Origin of the sequence: Natronococcus roseus (assembly GCF_043677095.1) — an archaeon.
GTDB lineage: Archaea > Halobacteriota > Halobacteria > Halobacteriales > Natrialbaceae > Natronococcus > Natronococcus roseus.
This window is the reverse complement of record NZ_JBHLJR010000004.1, coordinates 387363-410576: the sequence shown is the minus strand read 5'-3', so window position 1 is coordinate 410576 and position 23214 is coordinate 387363. Positions and strand designations below refer to the sequence as shown.

The window sequence follows — 23214 nt, the reverse complement described above, 5'->3', positions numbered from 1 at the left end:
CGCGACGAGAACTAAAACGTTCGGAAGCCGCAGGTTAGTCGTCGGCGACGGCGTCGCTCGCGCCGTCGTCAGACCGGAACTCGCCGTCGGCGTACCGGTCGTCGTACAGCAGACAGGCGATCTCGTGGGTCTCGCCCGTCGGAACCTGGTGGGGATCGTGGGTTTCACAGGGCGACGTGAAGGTCTCCTCGAGTCGCTCCCGGGCGGCCTCGAACTCCGCGTCGTGAAGCGCATTGAGACTCTCGTCGAGCGCGCGCTCGGCCGTCGGGTCGGAAACGGTCTCGGGAATCTCGAACTCCTCGCGGACCGACCGATCGAACGCCTCGCGGGGGAGCTCGTTCGGGTCCGTCGCCTCCTCGTCGACCTCGTCGACTGCGGTGACCGCCTCGAGCTCCTCGGCACCCCGGACCCGTAGCTTGAGATCGACGATCGAGCGCCAGACGTCCTGCGGGAGGTCGATCCCGTCGGGCGGGATGATCCGCGGACACCGGGTGTGGAACCGACAGCCCGACGGTGGGTCCATCGGCGACGGGACGGTTCCGGGGAGCAGGATCTGCTCGCCGTTCCAGAGTGGATCCGGCTCCGGGATCGCCGACAGCAGCGCCTCCGCGTAGGGGTGGTGGGGCGGCGAGAACACCTCCTCGGTCGTTCCGACCTCCGCGAACTCGCCGAGGTACATCACCGCGATTCGATCGGAGATGTGCTCGACGACGCTCAGGTCGTGGGCGATGAAGATATACGAGAGGCCGAACTCCTCCTGGAGGTCCTCGAGCAGGTTGAGGATCTGGGCCTGCACCGAGACGTCGAGCGCCGAGACGGGCTCGTCGCAGACGATGACCTCCGGGTCGACCGCCAACGCCCGGGCGATCCCGATTCGCTGGCGCTGCCCGCCGGAGAACTCGTGGGGGTAGCGGTGGGCGTGGTTCTGGCTGAGGCCGACGGTCTCTAACAGCTCGTAGATCCGCTCGGTTCGCGCCTCGCCCTCGGCGATGTCGTGGATGTCGAGCGGTTCGCCGATGATGTCGCCGACCGTCAGCCGGGGGTTCAGACTCGAGAACGGGTCCTGGAAGATGTACTGGACGTCGGTTCTGAGATCCCGCAGCTCCGAACTCGAGAGGCCGGTGATCTCGACCTCTTCGCGGGCATCGCCCGCACCGGTCCGCTGGCGGTAGTAGACCGAGCCGTCGGTCGGCTCGAGCAGCCGCAGCAGCGATCGGCCGAGCGTGCTTTTCCCGCAGCCCGACTCGCCGACGACGCCGAGGGTCTCGCCCTCGTGAAGCTCGAGATCGATCCCGTCGACGGCCTTGACCCACTGCGTTCGGCCGAGCAGTCCGTCGATGAAGCCGCTGCTCGCGTCGTAGTACTTCGTCAGCCCCTCGGCCCGCAGGATCGGCTCCCCGCTGGACCGGCTCATCGACGATCACCCTCCGGATTCGGCGCGGTCGCGTCGGCGCGGGTGTCGTGTCCCTCTCGGATCTCGACCTCGTAGTCGAGTCCCTCCCGGAGCTCGCCGGTGTACTCGAGACACGCCGCCGCGCGCTCGGCGTCGGTTCCCGAAGCGTCCCGGCCCGTTTCCGGATTCAACAGCGGGGGTTCCCGCTTGGTGCAGACGTCCTCGGCGTACGGACACCGGGGGTGGAAGCTACAGCCCGGCGGCAGCTCGACGAGGTCGGGCATCGTGCCCGGGATCGTCTGGAGGCGCTCGCGCCTGTCGCCGACGCGGGGGATCGAGCTCATCAGCCCCACGGTGTAGGGATGTTTCGGGTCGTAGTACAGCTCCTCGACGGGCGCCTTCTCGACGGGGCTGCCCGCGTACATGACCATCACTCGATCGCAGACCTCGGCGACGACGCCGAGGTCGTGGGTGATGAGCTGGATCGCCGTGTCGAACTCGTCGGCCAGGCTCTCGAGCTCCTCTAGGATCTGGGCTTCGATCGTCACGTCCAGGGCGGTCGTCGGCTCGTCACAGAGCAACAGATCGGGGTCACAGGAGAGCGCCATCGCGATCACCGCCCGCTGTTGCATCCCGCCGGAGAACTCGTGTGGGTAGTCGGAGTACCGCGACTCGGCCTCGGGGATGCCGACGGTGTCGAGCAGCTGGATCGTCCGCTCGCGAGCCTCCTCGTCGGCGTAATCGAGGTGGTGGCGGACCGCTTCGGCGATCTGCTCGCCGACGGTGTACACCGGATTCAGCGCCGTCTGGGCGTCCTGGAAGATCATCGCGATCTCGTTGCCCCGGACGTTCCTGATCTCCTCCTCGCTCATCTCGAGTAAGTCCTCGCCCTTGAACAGGATCTCGCCGCTCTCGATGCGGCCCGGACTCTCGATGAGTCGCATCAGCGAGAGGGCGGTGACGCTTTTCCCGGCGCCGCTCTCGCCGACGACGCCGAACTTCTCGCCGCGCTCGATGCGATAGGAGAGGTCGTCGACAGCGGTGACGACGCCCTCCTGCGTATAGAACTTGACCGTGAGATCGTTGACCTCGAGTAGTGCCATCTTAGCCACCTCCCTGCCCTTCGATACCCGTCTCCTGGGCGTCGAAGGCGTCGTTGACCCCGTCGCCGATCATGTTCATCGCCATCACGAACAGGAAGATCGCGCCGCCGGGGAAGACCGTGGCCCACCAGGGGATCGCACCGCCGGGACCCTGGATGAGCGTCTCTCGCGTCTGATCGAGCATCGTCCCCCACTCGGCGGTGCCGGGCGGCATGCCGAGCCCGAGGAACCCGAGCGCGGCGACGCCGATGACGACGGTGCCGATGTTGAGCGTCCCGTAGACGATCAGCGGCGGCATCGCGTTCGGGACGATGTGTTTGAAGATCACCGATCGATCGCGCGCACCTAACGCCTTCGCGGCCATAACGTACTCGTTTTCCTTGATCGTCAGGACCTCGCCGCGTATCAGTCGGGCGTAGGTGATCCAGCCGGGGATCGCGAACGCGGCGACGAGCTGCCAGTAGCCGCCGCCGAGCGTGGCGACGATGATCAGCGCCAGGATGAGACCGGGGAACGCGTAGACGGTGTCGACGATCCGCATCAGGATCTCGTCGGTCCAGCCGCCGTAGTAGCCCGAGATCGCCCCGTAAACCAGTCCGAAGGTGGCGCTGAGCCCGACGACGATGAAGCCGATGGAGATGCTGTACCGGCCGCCGTACAGGACCCGCGAGAACAGGTCGCGGCCGTCGCCGTCGGTCCCCATCGGGTGGGAGAGCGTCGGCGAGTCGTAGGTTCCCGCCGACGACTCCGGGCTCATGTACATGATCGTCGTCGGATCGTAGGGGGCGATCGAGAACGGCTGGACCGTCATCCCCATCATCGTAATCGGGCGGGCGAAGACCGCGAGCAGGGTGAGAACGGCGACGACGAACAGCCCGATCAGCGCCGTCCGATTGCGCTTGAACCGCTTCCAGGCCCGTTCGAACCGCCCCTCGGTCTCGCCGCCGCTCTCCTCGGTCCAGTCCGACAGCGAGTCGCGCTGTCGGACCCGGTCCGGATCGAAGCCGGTCACTCGGATTCGTCCGCGCTCGGAGTGTTGCTCGTTACTCATATCTGATCCTCGGATCGAGAACCGCGTACAGGATGTCTGCGAGCAGATTCGCCAGGACGATGAACACGCCGGTAAACAGCGTGATCGCCATGATCAGGTTGATCTCGCGCTGGTTGATCGCGTCGATGAACTCCCGACCGAGCCCCGGCCAGTTGAACACCACCTCGACGACGACCGATCCGGCGACGATGCTCGCCGTCAGCGTCGCGGCGAGGGTCACCACCGAGATCAGCGAGTTTCGCAGCACGTGCTTGAGGATCACCTGTCGCTCCGGAAGTCCCTTCGCCCGAGCGGCGGTGACGTACTCTTTGTTCAGCTCCTCGGCCATCGAGGTCCGCATCACGCGCATGATACTCGCCGCCGCGGCGGTCCCGATCGTGATCCCCGGAAGGATCAGGTAGAACAGCATCTGTGGATGGTACAGCGGCAAGCGAGAGGGCGGCAACACGTCCCAGATTCCGAGCCAGAGCGCGCCGACCAGGATCAGCATGAGGCCGAGCCAGAAGTTCGGGATCGAGATCCCCGACAGCGCGACGAAGCGGCTAACGGTGTCGGCGAACTGGTCCTTGTTGATGGCCGCGTAGATCCCGGTCGGGATCGCGATCACGAGACCGAACACCCAGCCGAACAGGCCGAGGACGATCGTCTCGGGAAGACGTGCGAGGATGACCGACGAGACATCCTGGCCGGAGCTGATGACCTCGCCGAAGTCCCCGCTCAGGACGCTGCCCATCCAGGTCAGGTACTGCTCCCAGATCGGGCCGTCGAGCCCGTACCGGGCGCGCATCTGGGCTTCGTCGGCCGCGGTCATATGGGGGTTCGTCGCGGCCATCTGGCTGATCGGATCACCCGGCGTGAGATGCACCAGCGCGAAGGTGATCACCGAAACGCCGAACAGAATCGGAACGATCGACAACAGTCGCTTCAGTATGAAACGTCGTAAACTCATGATATTTCTCGAACACTGCAAACGGCTACCGGGACGACCTCACTCGAGGTCGTGGTCTTCAATTACTTCTTCGATGAGCTCCGCGGCGGCCTCGGGGTCGTACTCGTTCGTCGGCCGGATGGTCTCCTCGAGGGCCTCGGCGTCGGTCGTCCCGTTCTCCTCGGCGAGCTCCGGCAGGTCGGTCCAGGCCGGACGTGCCCAGCCGTTGAGCACGTTGTCGACGATCTCCTGGCGCGGAACGAGGTGGTTGACGGCCCGCCGGAGACGGTCGTCGTCCCACGGCTCGACGTGCATCGGGTACTGGATGTACTCGTAGCCGCCGGCCTCGACGCTGTCGATGACGTAGTCGTCGTCCTCGTCGAAGTCGTCGAGGACGTCCGTCGCGAGCCCGTAGGTCATGTCGATCTCGTCGCTCTGGAGCGCTCCGGCGCGACTCGAGTCGTCGGGGACGATCTCGAGCTCGAGCTCGTCGATGACGGGGCCGTCCGGGAACTCCTCGGGACCGTCGAACCACTCCTTGTTCTCGAGGCCGATCTCCTCGAGCCAGTAGCCGTCGTTCTTGGTGAACTCGGCGTACTGTCCCTCGGAGTAGTCACTGAGCTCGTACGGTCCGGTTCCGATCGGATTGTTGTCGGCGCTGGGGTCGATCTCGCCGCCCTCGAGCTCGGCCTGCTCGAGCGAGTGGATGTACAGTCCGGGCAGCTCGCGTTCGGCCTCGGCGTCGGGAATCTGGGCGTAGAGGTTGACGGTGTACTCGTCGACCTCCTCGGCGTACAAAAGCGAGTCGTACGTCTGGGCCTCCAGATCGGAGTTCTCGTAGCGCTCGGCGGTCGCGACGACGTGTTCGGCCGTGAGCTCCTCGCCGTTGGTGAACTCGATTCCCTCGTGGAGCTCGTACTGGAACTGCATCCCGAAGGTGCCGTCCTCGACGGCCTCACTGGCCTCCTCGGGGGTGAGCACGCGCACCGTATCGTCCTCGATCGGATCGTCGTCGGGGTGGGTGACGACGATCTGTTCTTCGGTGTCGAGGGCGCCCTCCTCGTCGGCGTCGACCTCGATCATGTACTCCTCGTAGTCGGTCCGGTCGACGTCCTGGGTCTCGACGAGCTCGTAGTCCTCGGCGAGCCACGGGTAGAGGTTCCCTTCGCTGTCGCTGGCGACCAGCTGCTCGAAGATCAGCACCTGGACGATCGTCGAGTTCGCACCGGTCGTGTACGGCGGGTCGAACAGCTCGGGATCCTCGGTGAGTCCGGCCCGGAGCGTGCCGCCCTCCTCGAGGTCCGAGATGTCGGTCTCGTCGGGATGGGCGTCCTCGTCCATCCAGGTGACGACCTCGTCCTGTGGCGCGTAGAGTCCGTATTCGAACGTGCTCTCGGTGAACGGGTTCTGCCGGAACCCGTGGACGTCGGTGTTCATCACGCCGGCCTGCAGGTCGAAGTGCGTGATCGAGCTGTAGCGCTCGTCGGCGAGGTACTCCCAGATCTCGTCGTAGCGCTCGCGTCGTTCCTCGTCGTCGTCCGCGACGTCGACGCCGTAGCGGGCGTCGTCCATCATCTGGTCGAGTTCGTCGTCGCTGATCCCGTTTAGGTTACAGCACTGGCCGATGTTGTCGCTGTGGTGAAGCGCCTGACAGAAACTTTCGGGGTTGAACGTGCCCGAGAGCCCGATACAGGGGACGTACCCGTTCTCGGCGTACTCGGGATCCATGACGCGCTGGGAGTAGTCGTTGAACTCGTAGGTGTCGATCTCCGTCGTAAAGTAGCCCGACTCCTCCAGGGAGGTCGCGATCAGGTCGACCATCTGGACCCGGTCGTCGTTGTCGGAGTTGACCTCTAGCTGGACGTGGATCGGCGCGTCGTCGTCGCCGTCGTCTCCACCAAGACAGCCGGCGACCGCCGCGATACTTACCCCACCAGCACCCTGCAGTAATCGCCGTCTATCGATATCGATTGAGGATTGCTTGTGATCCTGCACCATGATCTTTCATGTGTAAAGCTGATATATATATGTATTGCTTCAGGACGGCGCAACACTTACCCCGTCTAATTCGGCGTTACTGTGGCGGATGGACGTCCAGTAGAACCACCAGTAGGAGACGATCGTTGGAAAGCCTCGGTTACCTGTTGAAGGAATAGAAAACAATCAGAGAGTTTCAATCGCTCAGAAACGAACGTGTAACTTAATCGCCCTCTTCGTCGACGATGACGACTTCACCGTCGACGACGTCGACGTTGATCAGCGTCTTAACGTCGTAGCCGGCGTCGGCCACCTTGTTCTCGCCACCGGCCTTCTTGATCACCGCGACCGTGTCGATGACCTCCGCGCCGATATCGTCGAGCGCCTCGAGCACCGCCGCCAGCGTGCCGCCCGTCGAGAGGACGTCGTCGAGGACGAGCACCCGTTCGCCCTCGCGAACGTCGTTGATGTACATCTCGTTCTCGGAGTAGCCCGTCTCTTGGAAGATCGCGACCTCGTCGTCGAGCCCGTACTGTCGTTTCCGGATGACGGTCAGCGGGATGTCGGTCATCAGCGACACCGCCGTGGAGATGTGAATCCCCATCGCTGCGGGCGTGACGATCCGGTCGACGTCCTCGAGGTCGGCCTTCCGGATGATGCGGATGACGATTTCGCGCAGGAGGCCAGGGTCGAGCTTCGGGACGCCGTCGCTGATCGGGTGGACGAAGTAGTGGTAGCCGTCTTTCTCGATGATCGGCGCCTCGAGGAGCGACCGCTTCAGCTGGTCCATGTCGTGGGTCGGACGGTAGGCGAGTAAAAGTTGACGATACACGCCGGAGCCGTCCGCGCTGAATCGTCCGTACTACGGCTCTCTCCGACATCGAGCGCTGTAACCGAGCCACACGGCCGTCGGAGCGCGATCTCGGAACCCCGACGTGTCGCCGCCCCTACGTCTCGAGGACGGCCGCAAGCGAGTCGGCGACCTCGAGGGAGAGCCCCACCTTTGAGCCCGTGTACGACGACGTCTCCCCCTCACGGACCAGCAGCGCGCGCGTTCGATCCGATCCCATGACGCTCGCGTCGTTGGCGACGACGAACTCGAGGGCCGTCCGCTCGAGGGTTTCCCTGGCCCGATCGATCATCGCCTCGTCGTCGCCGGAGGTCTCGGTTTTGAAGCCGACGATCGGCAGGTCGGGGTGGGTCTCGCGCATCTCATCGATGAGCTTCGGCGTGGGTTCGAGCTCCAGGGACAGCTCCTGACCGGAGCGGATCTTCTCCGGGCTCGACTCGAGGGTGTAGTCGCCGATAGCGGCGACCGACACGAGCGCGTCGGCGTCCTCACAGCCCTCGCGGGTCGCGTCGAGCATCTCCGCTGCGCTCTCGACCCGCTCGACCTCGACGCCGGGGATCGACTCCCACTCCGACCCGCCCCCCGCCTCGAGCGAGTGCGGGCCGACGACGCCGTGAACCAGGGTCACGCTGGCGCCCCGAACCGCACAGGCCCTGGCGACGGCCCGTCCCGTCTTTCCCGACGACCGGTTCGTCAGCACGCGAACGGGATCGATCGTCTCGCTCGTCGCGCCGCTGGTGACGACGACGTGACGCCCCTCGAGCGGGCGGTCGTCGACCGCGCGGGCGACGCTCGCGACGATCGCCGCCTCGCTGGCGATCTTGGCCTTCCCCTCCTCGATCCGAGGGTCGACGAACTCGACGCCCCAGTCCTCGACGGTCTCGATCGCCTCGAGCACGCCGGGATGGTCGTACATCGGCTCGTGCATCGCGGGGGCGATCACGACCGGCGTGTCGGCGCCGAGCGCCGTTGTCGCGGTCGTAGTTACGGGCGTGTCGTCGACCGCGCCCGAGATCTTGCCGACGGTGTTCGCCGTCGCGGGCGCGATCAGGAACACGTCGGCCCAGCCGTCGTACCCGCAGAGCTCGACGTGCTCGACGCTGCCCGTGATCTCGGTGACGACGTCGTTCTCGGTCGCGAACTCGACGGCCCAGGGGTGGACGATCCCCCGTGCGCTCCCGGTCATCACCCCTCGCACCGCTGCGCCGTGGCGTCGCAGCTCGTGGGCCAGTTCGACCGTTTTCACGGCCGCGATCGACCCCGTCACTCCGAGCGCGACGTTGACTCCCTCGAGCATTCGTCCCCTACTCTCGCTCGGGACGTGTTAAGCGTAGCGAGGGCGATTACGGGTCGATCCGATCCCGTCCGAGCGCCGAGAGGGGGTTGGCGACGTCGCTCGTCACGTACTCGTGGCGCTTGCCCCGCAGGCGCATCGCGGTCAGGGCCTTGTGGGTCGTCGACGCGGCGAACAGCGCCTGCTCGTCGCGCTCGAGGCGGTCCTCGGGAACCGCTTCTGTCGCTCGAATCTCGTCAAACGCGCGCTCGCAGCGGTCGGCGATCAGCTCCCAGCACTCCCGCTCGTCGATCGCGAACTCGTCGGCGACCGTCGCGACCAGTTCGGCGAGGTGGTTCTGGAACAGCGCGTAGTGCAGCTTCCGGTAGCAGTCCGCGGCGTCGTCGGCCTCGAGGTCGGAGTCGGGGTAGGGCTCGAGCGAGAGACCGCGCTCGGCGAGCCGATTCCGGTCGACGCGGATCCCGCCCAGATCCCGGACGAGCGTCGCGACCGGTTCGGCGTCCTCGAAGACGATCAGGCTGTTCTGGAGGTGGCTCTCGAGGGCCACTCCGTACTCGCTCAGCAGGGCCAGCTGCTCGGGGACGACGACGTCGGCGTAGCGCTCGAGGAACGACAGGGCCGCCTCGCGGGTCGTCGACGCCCCCGTTCGGTCGCCGTAGCGCTCGATCACCCCGCAGACGAGCGGGCGCCCGGTCGTCGGGGCGTCGGCAACCAGGCTCGAGGCGACCACCGGAACCCCGTCCTCGGGGACGAGCGGGTGAGCGGACGGGCTCTGTCGCACCAGCCCGGAGAGGTGACGCGCGTCGTCGAACGCCTCGCCCTCGGGGTGGGGACCGCCCGGCGGGGAGTAACAGGTCGCGGCCGGTTCGGCGAGCAGCCCCAGTCGGTCGAGGTCCTCCCGCTTCTCGATCTCCCGAACGACGTCGGTCACCTGCGGGCCGTTCGAGACGGCGTGGGGCGATAGCGTGCGCACGACGTTCGTGGTCTGGACGGGAATCGCGAGCTTGAGGTGGGGGAGCGGACCGTCGGCGGTCCCCTCAGTCTCGTAGGGAACGACCGTCCGGAGGTTGAGCTGAGGCGTCGCTGGCGACGCGTAGTCGGGGATCGGGACGACCCGCCCGTCCTCGATCCCGTCCGCGTACCGCTCTGGAATCGTTCGGTGGTACTGCAGCGGGTGAACGGGGACGACCGCGTACGACTCGCTCGAGCGACCCGCGGGGATCGCCCGCTCGAGGGCGCCCTCGAGGCTCTCGAACGTCGCGTACAGGCGATCGGTTAGCTGCCCGTCCTCGATCGCTTCCGCTCGCGTCTCGAGGGCGTACTCCCGGTCGACGGCGACGAACCGGAGATCGATTCGGTCGGTGAACTCGGGCGCGTACGCGAGGCCGTCGGCGGCGTTCATTCCCCGCCGAATCTTTCCGGAGGGGTGGAACGGGTGGCCGTCCGTGACGATTCGCTCGAAGGCGGTCGCCGGATCCGCGGCCGGAACGCCGCTCGCGACGGCCTCGAGGGTCGACTCGTTCGGGGCGGCCGCCTCGATGTCACGCGCGTGGACGGGTCTCGCCAGCCGCGCTAACGCGAGGTTGGCGACGCTCTCGGCCACCTCGAGGCGGATCCGCTCGGCCTGCTCGGCGTCGCTGAACGCGCCCTCGCGCTCGAGGAGCGGAACGAGGTCGACCGGATGATCGAGCTTCCGGCTCGCGCCGTCGCGTCCCGTCGACTCGGGCGACCAGCGGCGCATCGGTCCGGCAAACCGAAAGCGGTCGTAGCCGTGTCTCGCCGCGATCAGCGCCACGAGCACCGTCTCGGAGGCCGAAAACGGCAGCAGCGCGAGTCGACGACACCGCTCGGATAGCGGATCGACGAGCGACCGGAGTTCGTCGGCTCCGAGGCCCTCGAGCGGAGCCGGCTCGTCCGGGACGACGGGATCATCCGGCTCGACGAACCTGACGTCGGGAAGGCCCGCCGGGCGGCCGCGAAGCAGCCCCCGGACGAAGCGGCGGAGGATCTCCCGGCGAGCGCCGGGGAGCGCCTCGAGATACGCCGCCTCGGCCGGAGTCCCCAGTCCGTTCGCTCGCGCGTAGCTGGTGGCCGCACCGAGGGTTTCCCGTTCGACGCTCGTTCGGAGCCGGACCGACTCGCCGTCGACCCGGTCGCTCATCTTCCCCTCGGCGAGACGGTCACCGTCGACCCGGAATCGGTATTCGGCCTCATTCTCGGCCACGCTCGACGCTCGGGTGCATCGTCGGTCGCTCCTCGAGCGGCTCCGAGAGCGCCTCGACCATCGTTTCGCGGGCGCGCTCGTCCCGCCGTCGGCGCTCCTCGTCGTCGATCTCCTCGCACGCCGGCGGCACCTCGCGGCCGCGCCCGGTGAAGTACCCCTCCGGGACGACCCAGTCCTGGTAGTAGTTGACGTCGGCGTCGTGGATCACCGCGAAGCCGACCTTCGCGCCGTGACCTGCGGCGATGATCGCCTGGTGGGGCTCGTCGGCGATTCGGCCCGCAGCGTAGACGCCGTCGACGGCGGTTCGGCCGCCCTCGTCCACGCTGACGAAGTGTTTGTTCCCGCGCTGGAGCCGACCGACGTCCAGTGGGAGGAGATAGTCGCTGTCCGACCAGGAGGCAGCGATCACCCGCCGCGCCTCGAGCGGGTCGCCGCCGTCGGTCTCGAGGACGAACCCCTGGTCAATGTCGGTCTCGACGCCGGGTTCCCCGATTTCTTTTGATTCCGATGGAATCGCACTGTCGACGGGCTCGATGCTCGTCACCGTGCCGAGTTCGAACGTGGCGCCGGCGTTTTTGGCCTGATCCCGGGTGAGTTGGAGGTACCGGCGGGCATCGATCCCGTCCGGGAAGCCGGGGTAGTTCTCGAGGCTGGCGTTGCGCGCGAGGATCGATTCGCCCCCGTCGACGACCAGCGTATTCAGTCCCGCACGCGCGGTGAAGATCGACGCGGCGAGGCCGGCGACGCCCCCACCGACGATACAGACATCTCGCATACCTGGCCGTTGACGGCCCGCCGTATAGAAGATTCCCAACCAGGTGTCCCCGAGTGGGAACCGTCGGCCCTGTTCCGTCGCACCCCGTGACGCAAATATAGCGGAAGCCCACGACTTCAGTCGTGGGAGGACATCACTCTCCGAATGGGAATCCTTACTATCGACGCCCGTCCTATATCGGTCGTGGACAGGATCCTGCTCAGTACGGTCGCGTACCGCCCGCCCGAGGAGGTGTTCCCGTACGTTCGGTCGTTCGTCGACTACCCGCGGTACACGGAACATCTCGAGGAGGTCCGCGTCCGCGGAAACGGTGACGTCGGCTCGGTCTACGACCTCCGGCTCGCCTGGTGGAAGCTCAGCTACACCGCCCGATCGAAGGTAACCGCGATCGACGCACCCGAATCCCTCGAGTGGCACCTGCTCAACGACGTCGACGCCAGCGGCGAGTGGCGCGTCGAACCCGAACCTGACGCCGCGCCCGCGGGCGTCGAGACGGCGAGTCGGATCTACTTCGACGCGACCTACGATCCGTACTCGGCCGACGAAAGCGCCCTCTCGCTGCCCCGGTTCGTCTCGCTGGACTGGGTCGTCCGAAAGGTCGAGCCCAAGATCCTGAACGAGGCCGAAACCGTCGTCGAACGGCTGGTCGCCGACATCGAGGGCCAGTACCGGGACGTCGAGCTGACGGTCCACGAGATGCCGTAACCGACTGTTACTCCGAACCGTCGCTGTTGTCGGTTCCCGACCGCCGAGAAACCGCTCTAGCTCGTAGGGAGACGTCGAGCCGCTCGTTCGCTCCGACGGCGACGAAACTCGCCGAGTATATAAAGGCGTTACATAGGTAGTCCGTATTCTCTCGGGGGTCGGTAGTCTGTCACTCTGTATGGGACGCTCGAGCACACACCGGTCGGCGACGGACGTACTCTTCTCTGCGATCGATAGCCTCTCCACGGACGCCGCGATCTCACGAACCACGCTCGAGGAGCGATGACCGACAGCGAGGCCTCGAAACGTGCTCCGCCGTCGGAACCCAGCACCGAGGAGGCCGAAATCCTCCTCGTCGAGGACAACCCCGGCGACGTCCGCCTGCTGCAGGAGGCGCTTGCAGTCACCGCGATTCCCCACCAGCTTCACGTCGTCACCAACGGCGACGAGGCGGTCGAGTTCGTCTACCAGCGCGGCGAGTACGCCGACGCTCCCCAGTCCGATCTGATCCTGCTCGACCTGAACCTGCCCCACACGGACGGCCACGAGGTGCTCGCCGAGGTGAAGTCGGATCCCGAACACAGCCGGATTCCGATCATCGTCCTCTCGAGTTCGAACGACGAGGACGACATACAGCGGGCCTACGCGGCCGGCGCCAACGCCTACCTGACGAAACCGGTCGACCCCGACGAACTCGTCGAGCGGGTCGAACTGATCCAGACGTTCTGGTTCTCGCTCGCCCAGCTCCCGAACTGAAAGCGGTCGGACGGCGCGAGTTCGTTCCGCGGAAGCCCGTGGCGTCTCCGAGAGACGTCTGCGAAAAAGCGACGGCGTCGGTATATTCGACCGACGTCAGTACTGACTGCCGCTGACCCCGATGTCGTAGTCGTCGACATCCTCGGCGTCCTCCATGATCATGATCTCGAACGCCCAGGTCTGGTCGCCGTCGAGGTCCTGCGTGTTGGTCATGTATCGGTCGAGCTGGTGACCGTCCGGATCGTAGATCCGAACGCCGACTTCGACGTAGTCGAACTGCTCGTCCCCGGTGTTCTCGATGACACCCTCGACCTCGATATCGTCGCTGAACTCGTCTTCCTCGATCACGAGCTCGTGCTCGAGGATCTCGAGGTCGCCGAACTCGAGGACGTCCTCGCCCTCGTCGCGGTCCTCGACGTCCTCCTCGTCGAGGTCGTCCTCGTCACCCTCGTCGGTTTCGTCGTCATCGTCACCGTTCCCGTCGTTGCCGTTTCCGTCGCCGCCGTTCTCGTCGTCTCCGTTTCCATCACCGTCCTGATACTCGTCGTCGCCGCTATCATCGTCACTGGCGCAGCCCGCCAGAACGCTTGTCAGCACCACTGATCCACCAAGTAGCACGTTTCTTCGTTCCACGAGACAGTCAACGCCGACGACACATAAAAGGTTATTGAATTGATATGAATGCGCCGGAAACTTTCACTACAATTTTTATGTCGGCGTATTAACTGATGGTGCGGGTCGCTCGAACCGGGCGCCGTTTGCCGGTCTCAGAGCGTGTACTCGTGGTCGCCGTCCTCGCTCTCGAGGAAGGCCTCGAGCAGGTCGATCGTCGCCGCGATATCGTTGACGTGGGCGGTCTCGGTGACGGTGTGCAGATAGCGCGTCGGGATCGAGATGGCGCCGACGGGTTTCGCGCCCGCCGTGTTCTGGAAGCCGGCGGTGTCGGTGCCGCCCGCGGGCAGGATCTCGAGCTGGAAGTCGATCTCCCGCTCGTCGGCGACGGCCTGCATCCGACGGTGGACCTTCGGGTTCGTGATGACGCTCGAGTCCTTGAGCTTGATCGCCGCTCCCTCGCCGAGTTCCGTGACGGACTCGCCGTCGTCGAACTCGGGCAGGTCGTTGGCGACGGTGACGTCGAGCGCGATCGCGAGGTCGGGGTCGACGTCGACGCCCAGCGCGTTCGCGCCGCGGAGCCCGACCTCCTCCTGGACCGTCGCACAGAAGTGGATCGTGACGTCGGGTTTGGTGAGCCGGCGCGCGGCCTCGAGCATCGCGAACAGACAGACCCGGTCGTCCAGCGCCTTTCCGGTGATCGTCTCGCCGACGCGCTCGGTGGTCTGATCCATCGTGACCAGATCGCCCGGGGAGATCCGCTCGCTCGCCTCCTCGTAGGGGAGGCCGACGTCGACGTCGACGTCCTCGACTTCGGCTTTCTTCTCCCGCTCTTCGTCGTCCAGGGTGTGGGGCGGCGGTGAGCCGATGACGCCCGGGACGTCGCCCTCCTCGGTGTGGATCGTCACGCGCTGGGCCTTGAGCACGCGGGCGTCCCACCCGCCCAGTGCGTCGAGTTCGACGAAGCCGAACCCCTCGTCCTCGCCGCGGACGTTCCGGACCATGAAGCCGATCTCGTCCATGTGGGCCGCGACGGCCACCGAGTACTCCGAGTCGCCCTCGAGGGTGCCGACGACGTTCCCCATCGCGTCGGTTCGAACGCGGTCGACGCTGTCCTCGAGTTCCTCGATGACGAGGTCGCGAACGCGATCCTCGTACCCGGGGACCCCGCTGGTCTCGGTCAGCTCCTCGAGAAGCTCGGTGTCGAACGGCGCGGATTCCATACTCGAACGTGTGAACGAATCGGTGATAAGCGCGTGGAAACCGATCGGGATCCACCCACAGGTTAAACTCGGGATAGAGTTAATTTACAGTCTGGGCGGCCAATACTGCCGCGTTTGAGATGTTAACCGCGGGGTATTAACGGGTCCGTCCACAATGGATGCGTATGTCTGACGTACGTGTCGCAGGTTCCGGGTTGACCGCGTTCGGTCACAGTCCCGAACGGACGAGCCGGGACCTCTTCGCGGAGGCAACCGTCACCGCCTTCGAGGAAAGCGACGTCCCCCGATCGGACGTCGACGCACTGTTGTACGGAAACTTCATGGGAGAGCTGTCGGAACACCAGGGCCACCACGGCCCCCTGATGGCCGAGGCCGCGGGGATCCAGGCCCCGGCCACTCGCTACGAGTCGGCGTGCGCCTCGAGCGGGGCCGCCGTCCGCGACGCCGTCTTCCGGATCCGCAACGGCGAGGACGACGTCGTCCTCGTCGGGGGCGCCGAGCGGATGACCAACCTCGGCACCGCGGGCGCGACCGAGGCCTTAGCGATCGCGGCCGACGATCTCTGGGAGGTCCGTGCAGGAATGACCTTCCCCGGCGCCTACGCGCTGATGGCCCAGGCGTACTTCGACGAATACGGCGGCGAGCACGAGGATCTGGCCCACGTCGCGATGAAAAACCACGAGAACGCCCTGACCAACGAGAAGGCCCAGTACCAGAGCGCGATCGAGATCGAGGACGTCCTCGAGGCGCCCCCGGTTTCGGAACCGCTCGGGCTGTACGACTCCTGTCCGATATCGGACGGCGCCGCTGCGGCCGTCCTCGTAAGCGAGGAGTACGCCGAGGAACACGACCTCGACGCGCCGGTCTCGATCTCCGGAACTGGCCAGGGCGGCGACCGCATGGCCCTCCACGACCGCGAGTACCTCGCGCGCTCGCCCGCCGCCCGCGAGGCCGGGGAGGAGGCCTACGCCGACGCGGGGATCGACGCGGCCGACGTCGACGTCGCCGAGGTCCACGACTGCTTTACGATCGCGGAGGTGCTGGCGATCGAGGCGCTCGACCTCGAGCCGGTGGGCGAGGGGATCTCCGCGGCTCGTGACGGTCGAACCACGGCCGACGGCGAGACGCCGATCAACCTCTCTGGCGGACTGAAGGCCAAGGGCCACCCGGTCGGCGCGACGGGCGTCTCACAGATCGCCGAACTGTCCGATCTGCTTTCGGGCGATCATCCGAACAGCGAGTTCGTCTCCGACGCGGCGACCGGCGTCGCGCACAACGCGGGTGGAACGGTCGCGAGTGCGACCGTTCACGTTCTGGAGGTGGACCGATGAGCGACGACGACGTCCAGGACGCCGGCTTCGACGAATGGCTCGACGCCGCCGAGGACGACGCGGCTTACTGCCTCGAGTGCCCCGAAGGCCACGCCTCGCTGCCGCCCCGTCGGGTCTGTCCGGACTGTGGCGCGACCGACCTTGAGGAGACCGCCCTGCCCGACAGCGGCGAGATCCAGACGTTCACCGTCACTCACGTCCCGACGCCTGCTTTCGAGGAGGACGCCCCCTACGCCACGGCCGTCGCCGCCTTCGGCCCCGTTCGGCTCACCGGCCAGGTCGTCGACGCGGACCTCGAGACCGTCGAGACCGGCCTCGAGGTCGAACTCGAGATCACCGTCTCGGAGACGACCGGCGAGCGCGTCCTCGGGTTCAGCCCGGTCTGAGAACTCGGCACAAGACACAACGGTCTTGACCCCTCGCGGGAGAGTCGTGGTCGATTCGGAGGATGCGTCTTTTACAACTGAAGCTCGACACCGACCGCCGCGAGGACGTCCTCGAGGCGTGTGACTCGCTCGACCTGGAGTGTTTTCTCGTCGAGGAGGCAACCGACCGGGCGCTCACGCTGGCGTACGTTCCCGTTCCGACGGGCGCCGTCGACGGGGTGTTGCGGGAGCTGCGCGAGCAAGGCCTCGAGGCCGAGGAGTACGTCGGGATCGTCAACATGGAGGCGGCCATCGGCGTCGAGACCGACGAGATCTCGGGGCGGTTCGCGGAGGGACCGCGCAACCAGCGCGGAATCACCCACCGCGAACTCCGCGCGAAAGTCGAGGACCTCAAGCCGGGACGGGTCTCCTATGCGGTGTTCGCGGCGCTCGCCGGTGCGGTCGCGACGGCCGGGCTCCTGCTCGACTCGGCGATCGTCATCGTCGGCGCGATGGTGATCGCACCCTTCGTCGGCACCCTGATGGCCGCCAGCGTCGGCGTCGTCGTCGACGACGACGAGATGGTCGTCGAGAGCATCGCGACCCAGGGTATCGGTCTCGCGACGGCGTACCTCGGCGCCGCGCTCGTTTCGGGGTTCGTCCAGCAGTCGGGAACGGTGTCGCCGGCGCTGGTCGTCGGTCGCCTCGAGCAGGTGGCGCTGTTCCAGACGCCGAACGTGCTCGCGATCGCAATCGCGATCTGTGCGGGCGCCGCGGGGGCGCTCGCCCTCGCCGAGAACCTCCCCACCGCAGTCGCAGGCGTGGCGGTCGCCGCGGCGATCGTCCCCTCCGTCGCGACCTCGGCGATCGGGGTCGCCTGGGCCCGTCCCCAGATCGCACTGGGTGCGCTCGTCCTCCTGCTCGTCAACGTCGTCGCGATCAACCTGACGGCGTACCTCGCCTTCTACGCGGTCGGCTATCGGACCGCGCTGCTCGACTCCGTCCGGGAGGATCTCGCGGTGTCGGTTCGGACCGGTCTCTACGCCGTCGTCACCGTGCTGTTCGTCGCCGTCGTCGGCATCACCGTCCTGGCGACGGTACAGCACCTCGCCTTCGAGACGACGGCCCAGTCAGAGGTCGAGGCCGCCCTCGAGGACCCCCGGTACGAGGAGCTCGAGCTGGTGTCGGTCTCCGCGGAGTACACGACCCGCGGGGCGTTCGACGATCAGCAGGTCGTCACCGTCGAGGTCGCGAAGCCGGCCGACAGCGAGTTCCCCGCGCTCGGCACCGAGTTGCACGGACGGCTCGCCGCCGAAACAGACCAGGAGGTGATGCTCGAGGTTCAGTTCGTCGACTACCAGCACGCGGGTATCGAACAGCCCAGCGAGGCCGAGGTCGCAGATGATAATTTACCCGAAATCGGGCAGATCAGGGCCTGATCTGCTCTTGAAAGCGCATGGCTTTTCAGTCAGACGCCCGGTTATCCAGTACTCACATGGCAGACCACTACGAGCAGACGCAGGACGAGATCAGTCCCGTAGACCTTCGATTCTCCGAAGACGAGATGAACGCACAGGTCGATCACCTGACCAACTTCATCCGGGAACGCGTCGACGCGATGGGTGCCGACGGCGCGGAGATCGCGCTCTCGGGCGGGATCGACAGCACGACGACCGCCTACCTCGCCGTCGAGGCGCTCGGTGCGGAGAACGTCCACGGCGTGCTCCTCCCCAAGGAGGTAAACGAGGACGAGAACATGAGCGACGCCGAACGCGTCGCCGAGGAGCTGGGTATCGACTACGACGTGATCGGCATCGACTCGATCATGGAGGAGGTCCTGGCCCAGGGCGACGCCGAGACCGAGAACCCCTCCGAGGACGAGTGGGAAGGACGCTACGTCGGCAACACCAGCGCCCGCGTCCGGATGACGCTGATCTACCTGCTGGCTAACCGCGAGAACCGGATCGTGCTCGGTACCGGAAACCGCGCCGAGCTCGGGACCGGCTACGTGACCAAGTACGGCGACGGCGGCGTCGACTGCAACCCGCTCGGCAACCTCTACAAGCAGCAGGTCCGACAGGTCGCAGCCCACCTGGGCGTCGACGAATCGGTCGTCCGGAAGACGCCGACCGGCGGGATGGTCGACTACGGCACCGACGAGGAGGAGATGGGGATGAGCTACGACACGCTCGACGCCGTCCTCGCGTTCCACATCGACGGCAATCTCCCCGCGTCAGTGACGGCCCGACTGACCGACACCTCGATCGAGGCGGTCGAGCGCATCCGGGAGTTCCACGAGGAAAGCGCCCACAAGCGGACGCCGCCGACGGTCCCCGAGCCGCTGTTCTGAGGCCGTCTCCTCTCGAGTCGCGTCGTTTTCTTTTCAACCCGGTACTCGGCAGCGGCGAGCTCTTAAATCGGTCGGCCGTCAGGCGTCAGGCCTCGAGATCCGAGTCGGAGCCGATACCGGAGTCCGAACTGGCCCCGGAGTCGACGCCCAGATCGCCCTCGAGCAGCTCCGTCGTCAGGTACTCGACGAACTTCTCGGGGTGTTCGGCGTGGGGGAGCTGGGTCGCGTAGTCGATGACCACAAGGTCCCGATCGGCCGCGTCGGCGAGAGTCCGTCCCTCCCGTAGTGGAACGAGCTCGGCGTCACGTCCCCAGACGAGCGTGGTCGGCGTCTCGAGGGCGGCGAGTTCGGTCTGGAGGTCGAAGTCGGGATCGAGCGTTCCCGCGACGAAGGAGGCGGGGGCGTACCGGGCGCCGGGCTGGTGGGCGCTCGTCCAGGCGTACTCGACCTCGTCGTCGTCGATCCGATCCGGGTTGTAGTAGCCGTCGCGGTCGTAGAAGTACCGGATCGACGGCTTGCTCGCCACCAGATTGAACAGCGTCGTGCCGACGACGGGCGAACGGATCAGCGATCGTAGCCACGGGCGGCTGTCGCCGGTGTCGCCAGTCGGGCCGATCAACACCAGGTGCTCGAACTCGCTGTCCGCGGCTGCGTCGACGGCGAACGTCCCGGTCAACGAGGACGCGATGACGATCGGTTCGTCGGTGACGTCGGCCGAGAAATCCCGAACGAACTCGGCGTACAGCCCCGCGGAGTAGACCAGCGGCGGCCGCTCGGAGCGACCGAAGCCGGGCAGGTCGACGGCGACGACGCGGTAGTTCTCGGCCAGCAGCTCGATGAGAGGTTCGAACTCGTAGTTGCTGGCGCCGGCGTGAATCCCGTGGAGCAACAGCAGATCGTCGTCGTTCGGGTCGCCGGCGACGGTGTAGCTCACTTCCATCCCCCGCCAGCGGTACGTTCGCTCGAGGCCGGGCAGCTGGTGCTCGAACTCGCTGGCGCGACGTTTCAGGAGCCGATTCCCGAGCACGGCCGCCCCGGCGGTGCCGACGATCCCTCCAAGAACTGTTCGGATTCGCATACCGACCCGTACCGCGGCGATTACCTTAGGCCTGCGGTTGGCACAGCTACGGGTCGCGGGTCTCGAGCTCCGCGAGACAGTTCTCGACCGGCGAGAGCACCTCGTCGGCGACGGTGTAGGGGTCGGTCTCGCCCGCGGCGACCGCGTCGGCGAGGTCGTCGATCCCGCCTGCGCGCTCGAGTTCGTCCTCGAGCATGGTATGGACGTCTTCCCGGAGCAGGGTTCGGATCTCCTCGGCCGAGCGCTGGCGGGCCTTCTCCGCGCGGGCGCCGGAGTCGACGAGGTACTCCCGGTGGGCCGCCAGCTCGTCGATGAAGTCGTCGACGCCGGTGCCGTCGGTGGCGACCGTCTCGACGATGGGCGTCGTCCACGTCGCGCGCTTCTCGGGATCGTCCTGCGTCGCGACCGCGGAGCCACCGCCGTCGTTCCCCGCGTCAGCGCCGTGGTGACCGCTCCCGCCGAAGCCGCCGCCGGAGTCGAGTTCGATCATCTCCCGGAGCTCTTGGACCGTTCGATCGGTGCCAGGACGGTCGGCCTTATTGACGACGAAGACGTCCGCGATCTCGAGAATTCCGGCTTTGAGCGTCTGGACGTCGTCGCCCGATCCCGGCGGGACGAGCACCGCAACCGTATCTGCAGTGCGGACGATGTCGATCTCGTTCTGGCCGGCGCCGACGGTCTCGATGATGATCTTGTCCTTGCCGAAGGCGTCCATCGCCTTGACGGCGTCCGCCGTGGCGGTCGAGAGCCCGCCCAGCGTGCCGCGGGCGCTCATCGAGCGCACGAAGACGTCCATGTCTCCAACCGTCGAGGCCATCCGAATCCGATCGCCCAGCACCGCCCCGCCGGTGAACGGCGAGGAGGGGTCGATCGCGATGACGCCGACGGTCTCGCCGCGCTCGCGGTAGGTCTCGGCGAGTTTGTCGACCAGCGTCGACTTCCCCGCGCCGGGACTGCCCGTGATCCCGATCACCTCGGCCTCGCCCGTGTGGGCGTACAGCTCGGAGATCAGCTCCCGGTAGCCCGGCGCGCGGTTCTCGATCTTCGAGATCGTTCGGGCCAGCGCGCGGTGTTTCCCCTCGAGGAGCTCCGTCAGCAACGTTTCGTCGTCGGCGCTCATCGGTCGGGGGCGTTCTCGCGGACGAACTCGATCGTCTCCTCGATCGACGTCCCGGGGCCGAAGATGGCCGATACGCCCTCGGCCTCGAGTTCGGGTCGGTCCTCCTCGGGGATGACGCCGCCGACGAGGACGAGGGTGTCGTCCTTCGCGTCGTACTCCGCGAGGCCGCTCATGATCTTCGGGACGAGCGTGTCGTGGGCGCCGGAGAGAATCGAGATTCCCAGGACGTCGACGTCCTCCTGGACGGCGGCCTGGACGATCTCCTCGGGGGCCTTGTGCAGCCCCGAGTAGATGACCTCGAACCCGGCGTCGCGGAACGCGCGCGCGATGACGTGTGCCCCGCGGTCGTGCCCGTCGAGACCGACCTTGGCGACCAGACAACGGATCGACTCCTGCTCCGGTTCACTGCTCATACGCTCCCTTCCCGAGCCGGCTGTTTGACTTTAACGGAAATTCCTGCAGATTTCCTCGTCCCGGTTCCCCGTCGGCGGAGGATCGGTGCGGTCGCGACCGAAACGGAACCGAACCGGACAGGTTCCGGCGATCGTGACAACAACCACCATTCCGAACCAAAGGCCTAAGAGCGAAACCAGCTTACATTCACCCAATGAGTATCGTACATCTATTGCGGAGGGATCTCTCATGGGCGTCGAAATAAAAGAAACCCGAGTAACCGACGCCGAGTTCGAGGCGATGCAGGAGTTCGTCTTCGAGTATCTCGCCGCGAGCGTCGAAAAAGAGGAGGAGGGTGGGCGGATGCGCTGGTACCCCTGGCACTCCGCGGAGTACCGGCACAATCACATCCTCAACGTCGTCTCGCTGGCCGAGGAGATCGCCCGGAAGGAAGGCGCCGACGTCGACATCACCCGCGTCGCCGCGCTCTTTCACGACGTGGCGAAACTCGAGACCGACCAGGACCTCCACCCGGAGGCCGGCGCCCGCGTCGCCCGCGAGTACCTCGAGTCCCGCGCCGAGTACCCCGACTCGTTTATCGATCAGGTGTGTCGCGCCGTCGAACGCCACGCCTACCAGGGCGACCTGAACGACGTCTCGCTCGAGACCCAGTGTCTGATCGAGGCCGATCTGCTCGACAAGATCGGCGCCAACGGCACCGCCCTGATGCTGTTGCGGATGGGGTACGAGGCCCGCACGCACATGGACACCGACGAGATGGTCGATCGGGTCCTCGAGCGCGGCTACGACGCGGCCTCGCGGGTCGAGAGCGACACCGCCGAGGGGATCGCCCACCAGCGACTCAAGCGCGTCAAGTGGTTCCGCGAGTGGCTCGAGGACGAGATCGCGGCGATGGGCTGAGACGGGAGCGACTTCCAGCAACCCGTCCGTCTCGTCGTCGCCCCGACCGCTTTTCCATACAACGGCTCGAGCGACGCGTCCGGCCTCGTCAGACGAGTCCCGTCGCCCCGACCGCGAGGAAGACGACGCCGAAGCCCGCCAGCACGAGCGCGCTGCCGGCGGCGACGATCGGCGCTAGCGCGTCGACCCGTCGACCGGCCGACACCAGCCCCGCGGGGTAGAGGACGATCCAGACCGCGATTCCCCCGAAGAAGCCGGCCAGTAGCGCGGGCGAGCCGGTGTCGACGACGAGCGCTCCCTCGAGGGCGGCGCCGACGGCCGGGACGTGTGCGAGGACGTCCAGCGACCCCGGCCGGAGCAGGCCGACGCCGGCGGTGAGCCAGAACCCGATCTGGTAGGGGTTGGTCAGCGACAGCGCGAACGTCTTGCGAAACCCGGTCGACGTCGCGTGGCCCCCGTCGGTAAAGGAGGTCGCGGCCCGCGCCTCCCGGATCGCGCCGACGGCGAAATAACACATGAGCAGTCCGCCGAGCAGGTAGAGCACGGGACGAACGAGCGGGTAGCGATCGATCACGGCCACGACGCCGGCCAGCGTGAGCACGAAGAAGAGCACGTCGGCGAGCATCGCGCCGAGTCCCGCCCGGAAGCCGGCCGACCAGCCGCGGACGACGCTCTCCTCGGCGATGATCGCGTTCATCGGTCCCGGCGGCGCGGCGAGTGCGATGCCGAAGAGGACGCCGGCGAGCGCGGTGGCGACTGGCACGG

22 protein-coding genes are annotated in these 23214 nt (G+C 66.7%); 7 read left to right on the top strand and 15 right to left on the bottom strand.

Annotated elements, in window-relative coordinates:
* Nucleotides 1–34 precede the first annotated feature (34 nt).
* The 9 genes from ACFEMD_RS13215 to ACFEMD_RS13175 form a co-directional block, all read right to left on the bottom strand.
* On the bottom strand, nt 35–1414 hold the full coding sequence (locus tag ACFEMD_RS13215; protein ID WP_394741448.1) for an ABC transporter ATP-binding protein: 1380 nt from the start codon (nt 1412–1414) through the stop codon (nt 35–37).
* Complete coding sequence (locus tag ACFEMD_RS13210) at nt 1411–2496, bottom strand: ABC transporter ATP-binding protein (RefSeq protein WP_394741447.1); 1086 nt, start codon at nt 2494–2496, stop codon at nt 1411–1413. Before ACFEMD_RS13210 ends, ACFEMD_RS13215 begins: the two co-directional genes overlap by 4 nt.
* Before the next feature lies 1 nt (nt 2497).
* Nucleotides 2498–3547, bottom strand: a complete 1050-nt coding sequence (locus tag ACFEMD_RS13205) for an ABC transporter permease (RefSeq protein WP_394741446.1) — start codon at nt 3545–3547, stop codon at nt 2498–2500.
* A complete protein-coding gene (locus ACFEMD_RS13200; protein ID WP_394741445.1) occupies nt 3540–4496 on the bottom strand; it encodes an ABC transporter permease in 957 nt (318 codons plus the stop codon). The genes ACFEMD_RS13205 and ACFEMD_RS13200 overlap by 8 nt, the downstream gene beginning before the upstream one ends.
* Nucleotides 4497–4535: 39 nt before the next feature.
* Nucleotides 4536–6473: an ABC transporter substrate-binding protein gene (locus ACFEMD_RS13195; protein WP_394741444.1), complete on the bottom strand. Its 1938-nt coding sequence runs from the start codon at nt 6471–6473 to the stop codon at nt 4536–4538.
* 202 nt (nt 6474–6675) lie between these two features.
* The gene (gene hpt, locus ACFEMD_RS13190) at nt 6676–7242 is read right to left on the bottom strand and encodes a hypoxanthine/guanine phosphoribosyltransferase (RefSeq protein ID WP_005553743.1); all 567 of its coding nucleotides are present in this window, start codon (nt 7240–7242) and stop codon (nt 6676–6678) included.
* Between the two features lie 157 nt (nt 7243–7399).
* Nucleotides 7400–8599: a bifunctional phosphopantothenoylcysteine decarboxylase/phosphopantothenate--cysteine ligase CoaBC gene (gene coaBC / locus ACFEMD_RS13185; protein ID WP_394741443.1), complete on the bottom strand. Its 1200-nt coding sequence runs from the start codon at nt 8597–8599 to the stop codon at nt 7400–7402.
* A gap of 46 nt (nt 8600–8645) precedes the next feature.
* Nucleotides 8646–10757 (bottom strand): IucA/IucC family protein, encoded by a 2112-nt coding sequence (locus tag ACFEMD_RS13180; RefSeq protein WP_394741651.1) that lies wholly within the window; start codon nt 10755–10757, stop codon nt 8646–8648.
* Nucleotides 10758–10806: 49 nt separating this feature from the next.
* Nucleotides 10807–11595: an FAD-binding protein gene (locus ACFEMD_RS13175; protein WP_394741442.1), complete on the bottom strand. Its 789-nt coding sequence runs from the start codon at nt 11593–11595 to the stop codon at nt 10807–10809.
* Between the two features lie 183 nt (nt 11596–11778).
* On the opposite strand from ACFEMD_RS13175, the gene ACFEMD_RS13170 reads away from it, so the two are divergent.
* Nucleotides 11779–12300: an SRPBCC family protein gene (locus ACFEMD_RS13170; protein WP_394741650.1), complete on the top strand. Its 522-nt coding sequence runs from the start codon at nt 11779–11781 to the stop codon at nt 12298–12300.
* 282 nt (nt 12301–12582) lie between these two features.
* A complete protein-coding gene (locus tag ACFEMD_RS13165) occupies nt 12583–13056 on the top strand; it encodes a response regulator (RefSeq protein ID WP_394741441.1) in 474 nt (157 codons plus the stop codon).
* A gap of 96 nt (nt 13057–13152) precedes the next feature.
* Here ACFEMD_RS13165 and ACFEMD_RS13160 read toward each other — a convergent pair whose 3' ends face one another.
* On the bottom strand, nt 13153–13689 hold the full coding sequence (locus tag ACFEMD_RS13160; RefSeq protein WP_394741440.1) for an FxLYD domain-containing protein: 537 nt from the start codon (nt 13687–13689) through the stop codon (nt 13153–13155).
* A gap of 134 nt (nt 13690–13823) precedes the next feature.
* Nucleotides 13824–14891: a M42 family metallopeptidase gene (locus tag ACFEMD_RS13155; protein WP_394741439.1), complete on the bottom strand. Its 1068-nt coding sequence runs from the start codon at nt 14889–14891 to the stop codon at nt 13824–13826.
* 164 nt (nt 14892–15055) lie between these two features.
* On the opposite strand from ACFEMD_RS13155, the gene ACFEMD_RS13150 reads away from it, so the two are divergent.
* The 4 genes from ACFEMD_RS13150 (at nt 15056) to ACFEMD_RS13135 (ending at nt 18937) form a co-directional block, all read left to right on the top strand.
* Nucleotides 15056–16222 carry a thiolase domain-containing protein gene (locus ACFEMD_RS13150; protein ID WP_005553751.1) on the top strand — a complete coding sequence of 389 codons (1167 nt, stop codon included), beginning with the start codon at nt 15056–15058 and terminating at the stop codon, nt 16220–16222.
* Nucleotides 16219–16608 carry a Zn-ribbon domain-containing OB-fold protein gene (locus ACFEMD_RS13145; RefSeq protein WP_394741438.1) on the top strand — a complete coding sequence of 130 codons (390 nt, stop codon included), beginning with the start codon at nt 16219–16221 and terminating at the stop codon, nt 16606–16608. The genes ACFEMD_RS13150 and ACFEMD_RS13145 overlap by 4 nt, the downstream gene beginning before the upstream one ends.
* 62 nt (nt 16609–16670) lie before the next feature.
* A complete protein-coding gene (locus ACFEMD_RS13140; RefSeq protein WP_394741437.1) occupies nt 16671–18026 on the top strand; it encodes a DUF389 domain-containing protein in 1356 nt (451 codons plus the stop codon).
* A 56-nt stretch (nt 18027–18082) separates the two neighbouring features.
* Nucleotides 18083–18937 (top strand): NAD+ synthase, encoded by an 855-nt coding sequence (locus tag ACFEMD_RS13135; protein ID WP_394741436.1) that lies wholly within the window; start codon nt 18083–18085, stop codon nt 18935–18937.
* Between the two features lie 85 nt (nt 18938–19022).
* On the opposite strand, the gene ACFEMD_RS13130 is transcribed toward ACFEMD_RS13135, so the two are convergent.
* From ACFEMD_RS13130 to ACFEMD_RS13120, 3 genes are read right to left on the bottom strand one after another with little or no spacing between them, the layout of a single operon-like run.
* The gene (locus ACFEMD_RS13130; protein WP_394741435.1) at nt 19023–20015 is read right to left on the bottom strand and encodes an alpha/beta fold hydrolase; all 993 of its coding nucleotides are present in this window, start codon (nt 20013–20015) and stop codon (nt 19023–19025) included.
* Nucleotides 20016–20061: 46 nt separating this feature from the next.
* Nucleotides 20062–21135, bottom strand: coding sequence for a methylmalonyl Co-A mutase-associated GTPase MeaB (meaB, locus tag ACFEMD_RS13125; protein WP_394741434.1), 1074 nt, complete (start codon nt 21133–21135; stop codon nt 20062–20064).
* A complete protein-coding gene (locus tag ACFEMD_RS13120; protein ID WP_394741433.1) occupies nt 21132–21548 on the bottom strand; it encodes a cobalamin B12-binding domain-containing protein in 417 nt (138 codons plus the stop codon). Before ACFEMD_RS13120 ends, meaB begins: the two co-directional genes overlap by 4 nt.
* Nucleotides 21549–21777: 229 nt before the next feature.
* Between ACFEMD_RS13120 and ACFEMD_RS13115 the strand changes: the two genes are divergently transcribed.
* The gene (locus ACFEMD_RS13115; RefSeq protein ID WP_394741432.1) at nt 21778–22449 is read left to right on the top strand and encodes an HD domain-containing protein; all 672 of its coding nucleotides are present in this window, start codon (nt 21778–21780) and stop codon (nt 22447–22449) included.
* 88 nt (nt 22450–22537) lie between these two features.
* Here the strand turns inward: ACFEMD_RS13115 and ACFEMD_RS13110 are convergent, their stop codons facing one another.
* Nucleotides 22538–23212, bottom strand: a complete 675-nt coding sequence (locus tag ACFEMD_RS13110; RefSeq protein ID WP_394741431.1) for a LysE family translocator — start codon at nt 23210–23212, stop codon at nt 22538–22540.
* Nucleotides 23213–23214 lie beyond the last annotated feature (2 nt).